Genomic DNA, 13,866 nt, shown 5'->3' with positions numbered 1-13,866 from the left:
CGGCGGTCGGTGACGGTGCGGCCTGCCTGTGGCCCGGCCCGGCGGCAGGTCTGGTCACCCTCTCAGCCCGGCTCTCCCGAGCTCCCGTGACTGCCTGTTTCTCCTCTATCTGCAACGCTATGATCTGCTACCTGATATAGCAGATCGTTGCAGCAGTGTCAAGGATGAGTGGTGTCTGACAGGCTCTCCCCCGCCTGCCCGGCATAGCCTGCCTGCGAGGCTTCACCGGAAAAATATAATCGAAGATTGAAATTCAGTTGAAAATGTGATATAATTCTCCAAATAGGATTATTTTGCTTCGGAATGTTAGGATGTGATTGCCTGTTTGTCATCTGCACCGTCGCGAGGGCGGTTCCATGCAAAAACAGCCAAAGCCGGCTGCTGAAGAGCAACAGAGCAGCCGCCTCACAAACTGTTTGGGGTTCGCATTCTTGATAGTCTTCTTGGCCGGCTTTCTGGGATGCTGTACGATTAGTGTCCTCGGCAGGGTGGGTTTTTGGCTTAACTACGCCACTCCTCACTGGCATAACAATCTGCTGGTTGTAGGCATGGTAGACACCACCATCGATGCGGGCTTGGGGACACTGCCGATAGATGTGGTCTATCTCCAGTTCAGCGATGGGTCATCGATCTATGTCTCCCCGCGGCGGGTCGACGAGCACCGTATCATTCCGGGGAAAACCCATGTCTCCTATGCGCAGCTCCAGCTTGATAACCCGGTCCTCAACACTTTCTTCGCCTGGAGCGACCCCTATTACGACGTTGCTACCGAGGTCATCATTCTTGATCCGCCGCCTGCTGGTCAGTAATGCGCACCTCCTGCTGACCAGGCTGCCTGGCCGGCCTCTCGGGGATTCCTTCACCGGGACTGGAGTAGCAAGGTTGGGCGCAGGCTCTCGCGGCTCAAGGCTAGCGGGATGTGGTTTTGTGGGTCGAGATTCTCCGAAGAGAGGCTGGCTTGAGACTTCGGCTTGAGGTCCTCGCTGAGGAATCTGCGTCAGGCGCACTCTGTGCCATGATGTGATATGATCGTCTTGTGCAACGCCTTGCAGACCAGGCTGCCGGGCCTACGAGTGCGAAGGAGGCATGAGGTCGTGACCCACGTGAAGATTACCATGATGGGCGCCGGGAGCGCCGTCTTTGCGCGTCAACTGATGACCGATGTTCTGCTCTGCGAGGGATTGGACGAGGGAACCTTTGCCCTGGTTGATGTGGATGGGCGCCGGCTGGAGCTGGCCCAGCGCATCGCCGAGAAGCTGATCGAGCGGAGCGGCAAGCGCTGGCGCGTCGAGGCTTCGACTGAGCGCCGCAAGGTGATGGCGGGCAGCGACTTTCTGATCAATACGATCGAGGTGGCCGGGCTGGACTATGTGCGCCAGGACTATGAGATTCCTTTGAAATATGGGATCGATCAGTGTATCGGCGATACGATTGGCCCCGGGGGGATCTTCAAAGCGCTGCGCACGGGACCGGCCTGGCTGGCGATCCTGCGCGATGCCGAGGAGCTGTGTCCGCGGGCCTGGGTGCTCAACTATACGAATCCGATGTCGGCTCTGACGCTGGCGGCTCTGCGGGGGACGCGTATGCGCACGGTGGGGCTGTGCCATAGTGTGCAGTGGACCTCGCGCCAGTTGGCGCATTATCTGGAGGTGCCCTACGAAGAGCTGGAATGGCGCTGCGCCGGGATCAATCATCTGGCCTGGTTTACGGAGCTGCGCTATCGGGGCGAGGATATGTATCCGCGTCTGCGGGAGCGGGCGCGGCGGCCCGAGATCTACGAGCTTGATCCGGTGCGCTTTGAGACGATGCTCCATCTGGGCGCCTTTGTGACGGAGAGCAGCGGGCATTTTTCGGAGTATGTGCCCTACTTCCGTAAGCGCCCGGAGCTGATCGCGCGTTATTGTCGGGCTGGCTATTTGGGGGAGTCAGGCTTTTATGCCCATAACTGGCCGACCTGGCGGCGGGAGAGCGAGCGCGCCATTGAGGAGATGCTGACGGGGGCGCGTGATATTCCCTGGGAGCGCAGCCTTGAGTATGGTTCCCAGATTATTGAGGCCATCGTGACTGGCAAGCCAGCGGTGATCTATGGCAATGTGCGCAATGTAGGGCTGATTGAGAATCTGCCAGATGGCTGTGTTGAGGTGGCCTGTCTGGTGGATCGCAACGGGGTGCAGCCCATTCATTGCGGACGGCTGCCGGAGCAGTTGGCGGCGCTGGATCGGGCGCATATGGCTGTTCATGAGCTGGTGTGCGAGGCGCTGCTGACGGGACGGCGCGAGCCGGCGCGCTATGCTTTGTTCCTTGATCCTTTGAGTGCGGCGGTTTGTTCGCTGGAGGAGCTGAGCCAGCTCTTTGATGAGTTATGGGAGGCCGAGCGAGCTGCTCTGACGGCCTTTGTCTGAGCTGGGTCGGCGAAGGTGGGGCTTTGCCGTCTGGGAGGTGGGCAGGCGGGATAGTTTGCTATGATAGAGAGGGCAGTCCGCGAAGTGGTGAGTGTCAGGAGTGTGGGCTGCACTGCTCTGGATAGAACTGAGGAGGTTTTGTTTGGATATGAGCCAGACTGAGGCTGAGAGGCCGGGTGGTAGGTCCCGGGGAGCCAGGCGACGGGGACAGGGTGCTGAGGGCTTGTCGGAGGCCGAGCGTGCGGCACTGAGGGAGCGGGTGCGCGAGTTGAAGGCTGGCAGGGAGCGCGATCAGGGAGAACAGGAGGTACTGGCGAAGATCGCCGCGCTGGCCGAGCCGGATCGCGCTATGGCTATGCGGTTGCATGAGCTGGTGAGGGAGTGTGTGCCGGAGCTGGTGCCGCGTACGTGGTATGGGATGCCGGCTTATGCGCGGGATGGCAAAATTATCTGCTTTTTTCAGCCGGCGCAGAAGTTTAAGACGCGCTATGCGACGCTGGGTTTCAGCGATGCGGCTCGCCTGGATGAGGGGCAGATGTGGCCGACGACCTATGCGTTAACGGCGCTGGGTCCTTCGGAGGAGGAACGGATCAAGGAGCTGCTCAGGCGGGCCCTGGGCTGAGGTGGCTGGTGGTTGGCCTGGGGAGGTGTCGCAACTGCCTGGCCTGCTCTGATCTGAGGTCTGAGCCGGGGCGGCGCGCTGGTTATCGTGGTTGATTGGCGATAGGCGCGGAGGAGGCTTTTCCTCCTCCGCGCTTTTATTGTGTGCTCTTTCAGTATCCACGAGCGGATCGACGCCTCTGCAACTCCATGTGCAAATCCTGACACCATCAACACACACGGCTTTCAGTATCCACGAGCGGATCGACACCTCTGCAACACCATACACCCCATATGCAGGTCGGGAATGCTGGCACTTTCAGTATCCACGAGCGGATCGACGCCTCTGCAACACAAACGGCATGTCGATACATCTCAACCACAAACGGAACTTTCAGTATCCTCGTGCGGATCGACGCCTCTGCAACCGAATCATGAATACTTTCCCGATTGACGCCTACCTGCAGCCTTTCAGTATCCTCGTGCGGATCGACGCCTCTGCAACGGCATGTTAGCAGGTGAGCTGCTTGTCAAAGTTGCAGCTTTCAGTATCCTCGTGCGGATCGACGCCTCTGCAACCTGGCATTGTCTCTATGTCTCACGGTGGCCCATACGTCTTTCAGTATCCTCGTGCGGATCGACGCCTCTGCAACGTTCTGTAATCTTCATTATGCTTCCCCCGCTCGCATCTTTCAGTATCCTCGTGCGGATCGACGCCTCTGCAACTTTACGGCGAAACCAGCAAATGCGGCGAGCAAAACTTTCAGTATCCTCGTGCGGATCGACGCCTCTGCAACTTTACGGCGAAACCAGCAAATGCGGCGAGCAAAACTTTCAGTATCCTCGTGCGGATCGACGCCTCTGCAACTCCCAGAGGCGCCTTTTTGCCATGTCAGCTCCCCTTTCTTTCAGTATCCTCGTGCGGATCGACGCCTCTGCAACTGCGTTCTGCATACAATGCCGGAATGCCGGCTTGCAGCTTTCAGTATCCTCGTGCGGATCGACGCCTCTGCAACACCGTTTTTGTTCAATTCATCCAAAAAGCCGCTCACCTTTCAGTATCCTCGTGCGGATCGACGCCTCTGCAACGTGGATGATTTCGGTCACTACGCGCAATTCTTCGCCGCTTTCAGTATCCTCGTGCGGATCGACGCCTCTGCAACCAATCGTGTAGCCGCGCTTGACGTCGCCGAAGATGATCTTTCAGTATCCTCGTGCGGATCGACGCCTCTGCAACGAAGCGCCAGCTCAGCCATACCGCCACATACGGCTGAGCCTTTCAGTATCCTCGTGCGGATCGACGCCTCTGCAACGCATGCGTCTTGTGCAACGCGGATTTCTCAAAAAACCTTTCAGTATCCTCGTGCGGATCGACGCCTCTGCAACGCATGCGTCTTGTGCAACGCGGATTTCTCAAAAAACCTTTCAGTATCCTCGTGCGGATCGACGCCTCTGCAACGCATGCGTCTTGTGCAACGCGGATTTCTCAAAAAACCTTTCAGTATCCTCGTGCGGATCGACGCCTCTGCAACGCATTGTTCTCGTGCTCGTCGGCATCTTTATCATTCTTTCAGTATCCTCGTGCGGATCGACGCCTCTGCAACGCAGTGCTTTGATCAGCTTGCGCGCTTCTTTGCGTACTGCTTTCAGTATCCTCGTGCGGATCGACGCCTCTGCAACGGAAGCCGAGGAATTTGGCCGCTTGATTAGCAATATTGCCTTTCAGTATCCTCGTGCGGATCGACGCCTCTGCAACGCGACAGCTCGCATCATACACACGATGCTTGCCACACTTTCAGTATCCTCGTGCGGATCGACGCCTCTGCAACTTGCGGCGCGATTTGAAATTGTTTCTTCGCATGAGCCTTTCAGTATCCTCGTGCGGATCGACGCCTCTGCAACATGGAACGCGGGCTATTGTGTTGCGTGACCTGTGGAGCTTTCAGTATCCTCGTGCGGATCGACGCCTCTGCAACGTCTGATCAGCCAGCAGGGGCAGCGGAATATCATAGGCTTTCAGTATCCTCGTGCGGATCGACGCCTCTGCAACGTCTGATCAGCCAGCAGGGGCAGCGGAATATCATAGGCTTTCAGTATCCTCGTGCGGATCGACGCCTCTGCAACCGACAATAGCGACAATGAGCGTAACAAGCAAAATGATCTTTCAGTATCCTCGTGCGGATCGACGCCTCTGCAACATAGGCTTCCAATCCAGCCCGCCTTCCAACAAGATCTTTCAGTATCCTCGTGCGGATCGACGCCTCTGCAACACTTCTTTACCGTTGGTGACGACATTATGCGCTATCCCTTTCAGTATCCTCGTGCGGATCGACGCCTCTGCAACCATGCGCGGAGATGTCAAACGAGCAGCGGAGATAGTTTCTTTCAGTATCCTCGTGCGGATCGACGCCTCTGCAACGAAATGCGAGCACTTCCGGCTTTGACCAGCGCCAAACTTTCAGTATCCTCGTGCGGATCGACGCCTCTGCAACGTCAAGCGGTCATACGCGGCATGCTCATCGGCTTGACCTTTCAGTATCCTCGTGCGGATCGACGCCTCTGCAACCTCGCTTGTTGACGGATATGCAACACCAGCGGAGCCTTTCAGTATCCTCGTGCGGATCGACGCCTCTGCAACTGCACGCAGTGCCGGTCTTGTGCCAATCCCTGGTGTTCTTTCAGTATCCTCGTGCGGATCGACGCCTCTGCAACCGCCGCCGCCGGCGTCGAGGGGGAGGGGGAGGAAAAACTTTCAGTATCCTCGTGCGGATCGACGCCTCTGCAACCAACTCCGTCTCGCGCGCTCAGACGCGCGTTGAACGCTTTCAGTATCCTCGTGCGGATCGACGCCTCTGCAACTTCTTCCAAATTCCCCATCGTGATGTTTTCGCCTTCACTTTCAGTATCCTCGTGCGGATCGACGCCTCTGCAACGTCCGTTGAGCAGCTTCACTCGCGCTGGCTGCTCAACTTTCAGTATCCTCGTGCGGATCGACGCCTCTGCAACCCGACCCCCGCGAAACCGGACCAGGATACTTCTCACATATCCTATAACGATTGAGGCCCCGTTTTTGGCATCTGAGAGCCACGTTTTTTCTCTCCCCTGGCCACCAAAATCTATCGTATCACGACCTTTCTCGAAACTCGTTTTCTGCAAGCCGCAAGGGGCGAGTTTCGAGAAAGCACCAACGTATTTCTCATTATAAAAGCAGCAGAAGATGTGCGATTCCGGCCTAATGCAGTCAGATTCTGACCGCATTGGGGTGATACTCGGGGAGAGTTTCGAATCGGCCTCCCAAATGGGCCATTTTTTGACCAGGCTCCCTTTCCTCTCTCTGTCGCCCTCTCCCACCAAAAACAAAAAGCACGCGGGCCAGGCCCTGCCCGCGCGCTCACACCCACACCGTGAGTGAGGCGCCGCAAGATGAGGAGGCAAGGAAAGCCATACTCCCAGTCTGTCGCGCTCTGCTGCTTGCCTGGTATTCGTTTGATATAAGCTAGAAAGTAAGATAAGCGTTGGCTAAACATAGTGAAGCCACGATGACGATTGACGAACAGCGGATGCCAGAAGGAGGAGACAGCGGCACCAGCATGGCCACCCGATCAACACTCGCACCAACAATGGGGCCAGGGTGACGACCGTGGGAGCACCCCAGGTCTACCAGCCTCGCCAGACTCTTCCCTGGTCCCCGGTCGGCTAGCGTTCCTGTTCTCGGAAAGGTTCGGGAACGTCTTCAGGGTAGAGAGGAAACGAATAATGCAGGCGATAAAGGTCTGCCCGGTCGGTCAGAAAATCAACGCTCAGCGGCTCGCCGGAACGATCAAAGACGCGCCGCGTTAGCTTGAGCAAAGGACAGGGGTCGTTTGGCGAGAGACCAAAGATGACCCGTTCCAGACTGCTGGCATGCACGACATCCACCGCTTCTGTGCACCAGTAGGGCTGCTTGCCCAGGCGCCGCATCCTACACTTATCACAGGATCTGATTATCAGAATCAAATTGGAAAAAGACGATCAAAGGTGGTGTGAGTTTACCGTTAGAGAGCCGAGCGACCGGGCTGACCTCTCCCTGCGGTCAGCCGGCGCATCAAGAAGGGGCGGGGTTACTGGCGGTCGACGCAGGAATGGCCGGCGAAGCGCCGGCGAGGTTCTGGCTGTGTCTGTCAACAATAGCGATATCAAGCAGAATGAGTGATTAATTGCTGAAGATCACGGAGAGCATACGTCGGGACTCGTCCCTGACACTGCTGATACAACCGCCTGATACGCTCCACCTTAGTAGGAAGTTTAAGCGCTTGGGCGATGCGCAGAGCATCTGTGAGGACGTAGCAGCAGCTTTCCAGGTCTCCCTGTGCATAGTAGGTCTCGGCCTCTGCCAGCAGTAAATTCAACTGCCAGCGTGTCATACCTGGTTGCAGATGTTTGCGCGCCACGCCAAGAGCTGCCAGCGCCTCATCGTGCCGCCCAAACAGCGTGAGAGCCTGAGCCTTCTCAATTGCGATGCTGGTCAGGTCCGTTCTGACGAAACTGCCATCTGGGGCTAAGTTTCCTTTGCGTGCGATGCGCGCAGCCTCCTCGAAGTAGCGCAGGCTCTGCTGCTGCCGTCCTCGATCCGCCCCGGCGACATAACTGAGCGCTTCTCCAGCCATCTGAAAGCACTTACCTTTGAGAGGATCACGCGCGAGTTCAGCATAAGGTAAGGCGGCGGAAGCATCCTGCCAGGCCGATTCGTAACGTTGCAGGCCTAGATAGACCCGAGCGCGCCGCAGGTAGGCCGCGGCCAGCAATTCAGCATTGTTGAGCCGACTCGCAATCTCAACGGCCTGGGTGGCATACTCCAGGGCCTGGGCCCGGTCCTGGCGGTCACGCGCCACGACCGAGGCAAGCTGATAGAAACGGCAGCGAAGTGCATCGTACTGGTCCCTCTTGAGACCACTCGCATGAGCAAAGTCGCTGTTGAGCTCTTCGAGCGCCTGCTGAATGCTCTGTGCTGCCTTCTGAACGCTGCTGGTGTAGTAGAGTTCCCAGGAGAGAGCCAGCAGACTTTCGTATGACTGCATCATCTGGCCGCTGGCCAAAGGCTCAATCCCTGCTGAGGAGGAGGCCAGTTGTAGCGTTCCATCCCCACTAGCGAGCGTGACGGAAGACAGACCGAGCAGAACAGGAGGAATCTGGAGTACTTTGGCCAGTAGGATGCGACGGGAAAGCAGCTCTGGCATCTTCTTATTCTTCACACTTTTGAGCATGGTGATGTATCTCTCTGTACACTGTAGCCGGCGTGCTAGTTCTTCTGTCGAGAGGCCGCTGAGCGCGAAATAATACGCGATGACTTCCCCTGTACAAGGCAGATTATTCTCCCCTGGGCTAAATTGCCCATACACGTACCACCAGTAGTATGGTTGTTCCATACAACTTGCCTATCTTCCAGCAAATAGACGCCTCTCTGAGCACAGTATAGCTGCTCCGAGCGATTATTTCAATCATGCTATGGGGTAAGAAGGAAAAGAATTTTCCTTCTTGAACAAGTGCTGATTTACTCCTCACTTACATTGCGCTATGTTAGCTGTAGCGCTGTAATGGATATATATAAATACAGTACGCTTGCTTAGAGACAGGTGGAAAGGAGGCAAAGTACATCATGCGCCCAGGACCCGCCATTCTCGTGGTTGACGATTCGCCGGTCTGTCGGACAGTGCTGCGCGTGGCGCTCAGCCGCGCCGGCTACCAGGTCCAGACTTGCAGCGACGGCCTCAGCGCCCTCTCTCTGCTGGCCAGTCCCGGGGACCCGCCGCCCGATCTGCTCCTGCTCGACTGGCTCCTGCCTCATCTCTCTGGTCTGCAACTGACCTGGCTCCTGCGCCATCAGACTCGCTATCCCCAGTTGACGCGCCTGCCCATCCTCATGGTGAGCGGCCGTCACAGCACCCTCGACCGCCTCAAGGCCCGCCTGGCCGGCGCCTCCGCCTTCCTGGCCAAGCCCTTTACTATGACCGACCTGCTCGCCACCGTCCAGCACCTCCTGACCCTCGCCCCGTCTCACCTCCCTCCCTCGCCGAACCTCGCTTTCGCTGTCCCTTCTCTCCCGACTTTCTGGCCATTGCCCCCACCCTCGCTCTTCCCTTCGTCATAGACAACTTGCTTGCTCATCCCGACAAGATGATGTTCGTTTCTATCTATATTCACTCGCTGAAGGAGGAAGACACCTTATGACGCTCACCTGCCAGCCCAGGGCCGACTACCGGCGGCGACGGCCTCTGACCATGCGCCAGTGGCAGATTGTTCTCTTGCTGCGCCGCGGCCTCTCCCGCCAGGCCGTTGCCGCCCAACTGGGCCTTGCCCCTCACACCGTCGCGGTTCACCTCTCCCTGCTGCGCCAGCGTCTCTGCCTCTCTCGCCACAGCGATCCACTCGCGCATGTTCCCTGGGAGCAGTGTCCGCCCGTGCTGCTGCCACCGGAGGGACTGCCCCCACTCCCTGGCAAACCAGCAACACAGCCCGAGGCGCGCGCCCTCCCCGAACGGCGCTCATCACCGGCGCTCAAGCTGCGCGGGCTGCGCCGCTGGCAGGTGCTGCTCTTGCTCCGGGCCGGTCTGACGACCACCCAGGTGGCCAACCAGTTGGGGCTGAGCCGCAACACGGTTTATGCGCATCTGGAGCAGATCCACGCCCGGCTAGGGCTGGGGCCAGCGCTATCGCGGCTGGCGGTGCTGGACTACGTTCCCTGGGAGCAATGTCCGCCCGAGCTACTCGCCTGGTGTCAGGGCGAACTGCGCCGCCTGGGGCTGCAGGCTCAGATAAAGCTTCCAATCGCAGAGGACGTGTCAAGCTCAAAGGAGGAAGATGCCCATGAAGATCCGCCAGCAGCAAGCCCCCGGCCTTGAGCTGGTGCGGCGCGTAGAGGAGCAGAAGCCGGCGCTGAGGTCTGCCGCCGGCGGGCCGGGGGAGTCACTGGCGAACTGGCGCCGCCTGGAGGAGTCAGTCGCGGCCCTGGGTCAGGCAGAGGAGCAGGCCGAGGCAATGGACTATGTATGCGAGGTCTGGCAGGCCATCGCGGCGGCACGGGCCCGCCTGACAACGCTCCCGCCGGCGCGGGCCTGGCAGATCCTGCTCTGGCCTTTCCGCCGCGAGCTGGCTGCTCTGGCTGCCGATGAGCCGAACGCCGAGGAGCTGGCGCCCGCTATGCCGCCGGGAGCGGCTGAGCCCCAGTCGCTCTCTCCAGACGAGCAGGCGGACAGCAGAGCGGGCGAGGAGACCGCCGCCTCCTGGACGCAGGGCCCGCCTCGCCCGCGCCTCCGCCGGTGATGGCGATGGGGCTGCCCTTGCCCGGACTGGCCGCTACTCGCTTTCAAAGCCGTAGTCCCGGAACTTCAGCGTGCGACAGTTCTCTTCGATGACCTGGCGCTTGTGAGCAGGGCAGCCACCCTGGAAGGTGGCCTGGATCTCTAGCGTTACTTCGACTTTCGCTCCCGGCAGACCGACGAGATGTTGGATGACCTCCGCTGCCACAGTGCTGGCTTCGCTGGCGATGTGCAGCGCGTTGAGCTGGACGGCCCCGTGAAAGCGTCGCATCTGCGGCTCTGCACTCAGCGAGGCCGGAGCTCCGACGGCGGGTGTGGTGTCAGTGGCGCTGGCGGAAAGGCTTTGCTCATAGACAGCGGGCGAGGCAGTGGGGCCGCCGCTGGTCGAAGCGAAGGGCCCAGAGCTGGTAGCAGCCAGGCGGGCGCGCTCGGCCTCGGCTCTGGCCCGGGCCTCAGCCTCTAGTTGAGCGGCGGCCACCTCCGCCTTGACCACCAGGCCGGAGGGCTGCACCTCCTCCTTGCTCATAGGCTGACCGGCGCGCAGCCCCTCGTAGCGCCCGCGAGCCTCATCCCAGGTATCGGCATAGGCGAAGCTCTCCTCACGCCACTGTGGCAGAGCGACACCCTTGGCAATGGCCTGCTGCAGCACCTCGGGGCTCTTGAGGCGCTTCAGATAGAGATAGCGCCCGTAGAAGTCCTGTAGCTCCTTGACGCGGACATGGTTGCCGCGCCAGAGCGGGACGCTGTCCAGCTCTCGACGCAACCAGGTCGGGGCGTACTGCTCGACAAGCTGCTCACTGTCGCGCAGGATAGCAGTGATGAAGTGCGCGATGTATTTCGGCTCCTGCCCGGTCATCTTCAGCTGACGCTCATCCAGGCGGATGCTGTTGCTATTGCGGGCGTCGCTCTGTTCAGGCGTCAGGAGCCAGCAGTAGCTTTCCGGGATGCGCAGATCGACCGTCTGATTGGCTTCCTTCTGCTTGCTCTCTGCCTGCTTTAGCTGCGATTGGTCCAGGTTGAGGCTCTCGCGATCGTCATAGATGCCCTTCCAGGCCAGAAACTCGCGGACGCTGTCATTCAGGCTCTCGATGCGGTGGCGATCGACGGCCAGGAAGATCAGGGTGTTGCAATACTGACGGTGTCCGTTGCCGTGTTCCTGGAGCAGGCGCAGGGCTGTGGTGTAGGCCGGGCTGCGGGTATCTTTGCTGGCGTGGCCGAATTGTGGCCCCAGGACGACCAGGGCAACGCCGTTGTTCTCGTCGGGCACGTCGCCGCTGCTGGCGGGGAAGATATGGACGCGGGCGAAGGCGCCGCGCTGCTTGGGGCGATTGAGTACCTCTAGACGCCGCTCAAGCTCCTGGCTGATCTCGTGATCCTGCACCTGGCGGGCGCGGTCCTGGGCCAGGCGTGTAATGCTGACGCGCGTGTCGTACCAGTAGCGCTGCCCATCGTACCAGAGATGGGTTGAGCGGTTGGAGAGATGGCTCAGGGCATCGCTGAAGGCCGGGATGTTTTCGCCAGGCATGACGCAGCCAAGCTTGATCTCGCTGATCGTCAGGCCGCGGTTAGGGTTGTGGGCGATGGGCGCGGTTCCCAGGTAGAGAGTGCGCGCCACGCGCCGGCTGGCGCCAAGCTTGCCCAGGTTAGGATAATCGTAGTCGAGGCGCAGCGGTAGGGAATCAGGACCGTCCACGTCCCGGGTGATGACGGGGCGCCAGTTGTTTTCCAGGTAGTGCATCAGCTCGTCCTGGACAAGGGGGGCATCGATGGGAACGCTGCCGGGCATGATGAGCGGATTGGGGTCGTTGCGCTCCCAGAGCGTGCGTACAACGGTAGCCATCAGGCGCAGGACGCCGCGCGTGCGCTGGAAGCGTTCCAGGGTTGACCAGGCTCCGTAGAGGCGGTCGAAGAGTTCGGGATGGATGGGGTAGGCGCGTTTGATGCGGTCTTCGTAGCTGGCTTCGCGGCTGAAGTTGGGAAACTCTTGCTGGTGCTGCTGGTAGAAGTTGACGAAGGTGCGCGCTACGGTGTCGCGGACCTTGAATTGCTCAGGCGTGGTCAGGTCCTGGAAGAGGCGCCGGCGCACGATTTCAAAGCTCTCTTCGGGGGCGGCGGGGCTCCAGGGAGCCTCGATGCGGCCAAAGATCTGGCTCAGGCGGGCCAGGGCCTCTTTGCCGCCCTCGCCGCCGGCTTCGCTGTCGGAGGCGGGCAGCGAGGCGACAAGCTGGACGCGCGGCGTGCTGGTGACGGCCTCGCAGAGAGACTGGGCGAAGCTGAGGTTGGCTTCGAAGGAGCCGGCGGGCAGGTTGGGGTTGTGATAGAGCTGGCGCAGGTGGACGATCCATTCGTCAATGAGGATCAGGCAGGGTGCGGCGGTGCTGAAGATCTCGCGCAAGACATCGGAGCCGGGGCTGACGCCGCGCCGATCGGCTTCGGCAACGCGCTGGTAGCCATTCTTGCCAAGCAACTGCCAGGCCAGTTCTCCCCAGAGGGTGTGAATAGTGCAGCCATCCGGCTTGTGCTGGACTTCGCTGGCTGAGATGGCGTGGCCAACGATGACGACGCGCTGGACGGTGGGCAGGCTGCTCAGGTTGACCTCTTGCAGGAGGTTTTCGACGCCGACCAGCTCGGAGGCCGGGTAGCCCGAGAAGAGATGGTAGAGCGCTAGCAGAGAGTGGGTCTTGCCGCCGCCAAAGTTGGTCTGCAGGTTGATGACGGGGTCGCCGCCCTGGCCGCTGAGACGGCGCAGGACGTTGGTCAGCAGGCGGCGCAGGCCTTCAGTCAGATAGGTGCGCTGGAAGAATTCGCGTGGGTCCTGGTACTCGGCGGGGGCCTGGCCCTGTACTACCTGGGCCAGGTTGGCGGCGTATGAGGCCAGGGTGTATTCTGCGCCGATGACGTCGGGGCGCGGGGTGATGATGCTGCCCCAGGCGGGCAAGCCTGCGACGCCTTTTTCGGCGATCAGGGCCGAGGTGCGCCGCACCTGGCGCTGGGTTTGCTCTTCGAAGCGCCGGCGCAACAGCTCAGACATGAGATCTCCACACTGGTTGGCTTCTTTCTCGGCGGAGATGGCTTCGAGCAGGCGCTGGGCGCTGTCGCAGGCGCGATAGGCGTCGTCGGTGTCGAACGCCTGCTGATGGGCCCAGCGGTTGCGGGTGTCGCGCAGCTCGCTGACCAGGCTGCGATGGAATGGTCCCAGCGTCTGAGCAAAGACTGAGTTCCAGTGGTCCCACATGATGACAAGCAGGGCCTGTACATCGTGCAAGAGGTCATCATTCTCGTCGAAGTGCTCTTTGTGCAGGGACTGGGCGGCCTGTTTGCGCCAGTTGGGGCCATAGGCGTTCTTCATCTCGCGCTCGACGAAGGGCTTGAGGCCGTCGCGGAGATGGGCCAAGGCCTGACCGACGTATTCGTGGTTGGTGCGTGCCATATGAGGCGTGGCTCCTCTCCAGTTGCTCGCTAGCTAGATACTGAAGCAAGCGATGGGGTCATCGGTCTTATCTCGCTCTCTTATTGGGAGAGACGCCAGCCGGGGGCACTTTTGGCATCCGGTTCTGCGTCTCTCCCTT

General features: G+C 60.1%; 9 protein-coding genes and 1 CRISPR repeat array. Of the genes, 6 read left to right on the top strand and 3 right to left on the bottom strand.

Features of this window, described 5'->3' with window-relative positions; all coding sequences use genetic code 11:
- The first annotated feature begins 416 nt into the window (after positions 1 to 416).
- The 3 genes from AC6H1L_RS05945 to AC6H1L_RS05935 all read left to right on the top strand — a co-directional run bounded on the left by AC6H1L_RS05945 (position 417) and on the right by AC6H1L_RS05935 (position 3,024).
- Complete coding sequence (locus AC6H1L_RS05945) at positions 417 to 809, top strand: hypothetical protein (RefSeq protein WP_497600612.1); 393 nt, start codon at positions 417 to 419, stop codon at positions 807 to 809.
- A gap of 285 nt (positions 810 to 1,094) precedes the next feature.
- Positions 1,095 to 2,402: an alpha-galactosidase gene (gene melA / locus AC6H1L_RS05940; protein WP_497600611.1), complete on the top strand. Its 1,308-nt coding sequence runs from the start codon at positions 1,095 to 1,097 to the stop codon at positions 2,400 to 2,402.
- 148 nt (positions 2,403 to 2,550) lie between these two features.
- Complete coding sequence (locus AC6H1L_RS05935; RefSeq protein WP_497600610.1) at positions 2,551 to 3,024, top strand: iron chaperone; 474 nt, start codon at positions 2,551 to 2,553, stop codon at positions 3,022 to 3,024.
- A 148-nt stretch (positions 3,025 to 3,172) separates the two neighbouring features.
- Positions 3,173 to 6,008: a CRISPR direct-repeat array (repeat unit 37 nt; unit sequence CTTTCAGTATCCTCGTGCGGATCGACGCCTCTGCAAC).
- Positions 6,009 to 6,698: 690 nt separating this feature from the next.
- Here the strand turns inward: AC6H1L_RS05935 and AC6H1L_RS05930 are convergent.
- Together AC6H1L_RS05930 and AC6H1L_RS05925 are read right to left on the bottom strand one after the other, a co-directional pair.
- Positions 6,699 to 6,911 carry a hypothetical protein gene (locus AC6H1L_RS05930; protein WP_497600609.1) on the bottom strand — a complete coding sequence of 71 codons (213 nt, stop codon included), beginning with the start codon at positions 6,909 to 6,911 and terminating at the stop codon, positions 6,699 to 6,701.
- 266 nt (positions 6,912 to 7,177) lie between these two features.
- Positions 7,178 to 8,407, bottom strand: a complete 1,230-nt coding sequence (locus AC6H1L_RS05925) for a tetratricopeptide repeat protein (RefSeq protein ID WP_497600608.1) — start codon at positions 8,405 to 8,407, stop codon at positions 7,178 to 7,180.
- A 230-nt stretch (positions 8,408 to 8,637) separates the two neighbouring features.
- Between AC6H1L_RS05925 and AC6H1L_RS05920 the strand changes: the two genes are divergently transcribed.
- From AC6H1L_RS05920 to AC6H1L_RS05910, 3 genes are all read left to right on the top strand, one after another.
- A complete protein-coding gene (locus AC6H1L_RS05920) occupies positions 8,638 to 9,129 on the top strand; it encodes a response regulator (RefSeq protein ID WP_497600607.1) in 492 nt (163 codons plus the stop codon).
- A 76-nt stretch (positions 9,130 to 9,205) separates the two neighbouring features.
- Complete coding sequence (locus AC6H1L_RS05915) at positions 9,206 to 9,880, top strand: LuxR C-terminal-related transcriptional regulator (RefSeq protein WP_497600606.1); 675 nt, start codon at positions 9,206 to 9,208, stop codon at positions 9,878 to 9,880.
- Positions 9,846 to 10,301, top strand: a complete 456-nt coding sequence (locus AC6H1L_RS05910; protein ID WP_497600605.1) for a hypothetical protein — start codon at positions 9,846 to 9,848, stop codon at positions 10,299 to 10,301. The genes AC6H1L_RS05915 and AC6H1L_RS05910 overlap by 35 nt, the downstream gene beginning before the upstream one ends.
- Before the next feature lie 33 nt (positions 10,302 to 10,334).
- Here AC6H1L_RS05910 and AC6H1L_RS05905 read toward each other — a convergent pair whose 3' ends face one another.
- On the bottom strand, positions 10,335 to 13,727 hold the full coding sequence (locus AC6H1L_RS05905; protein ID WP_497600604.1) for a DUF499 family protein: 3,393 nt from the start codon (positions 13,725 to 13,727) through the stop codon (positions 10,335 to 10,337).
- Positions 13,728 to 13,866 lie beyond the last annotated feature (139 nt).

The sequence above is a fragment of the Thermogemmatispora argillosa genome (assembly GCF_059696725.1).
The sequence above is the reverse complement of the archived record's forward strand: the minus strand, read 5'-3'. Positions and strand labels throughout refer to the sequence as shown.

Excerpts from the sequence above, each read along its gene's own strand:
- AC6H1L_RS05915 (WP_497600606.1), top strand. The coding sequence starts at position 9,206 with ATGACGCTCACCTGCCAGCCCAGGGCCGACTACCGGCGGCGACGGCCT.
- AC6H1L_RS05920 (WP_497600607.1), top strand. The coding sequence starts at position 8,638 with ATGCGCCCAGGACCCGCCATTCTCGTGGTTGACGATTCGCCGGTCTGT.
- AC6H1L_RS05925 (WP_497600608.1), bottom strand. The coding sequence starts at position 8,407 with ATGGAACAACCATACTACTGGTGGTACGTGTATGGGCAATTTAGCCCA.
- AC6H1L_RS05905 (WP_497600604.1), bottom strand. The coding sequence starts at position 13,727 with ATGGCACGCACCAACCACGAATACGTCGGTCAGGCCTTGGCCCATCTC.
- AC6H1L_RS05910 (WP_497600605.1), top strand. The coding sequence starts at position 9,846 with ATGAAGATCCGCCAGCAGCAAGCCCCCGGCCTTGAGCTGGTGCGGCGC.
- AC6H1L_RS05935 (WP_497600610.1), top strand. The coding sequence starts at position 2,551 with ATGAGCCAGACTGAGGCTGAGAGGCCGGGTGGTAGGTCCCGGGGAGCC.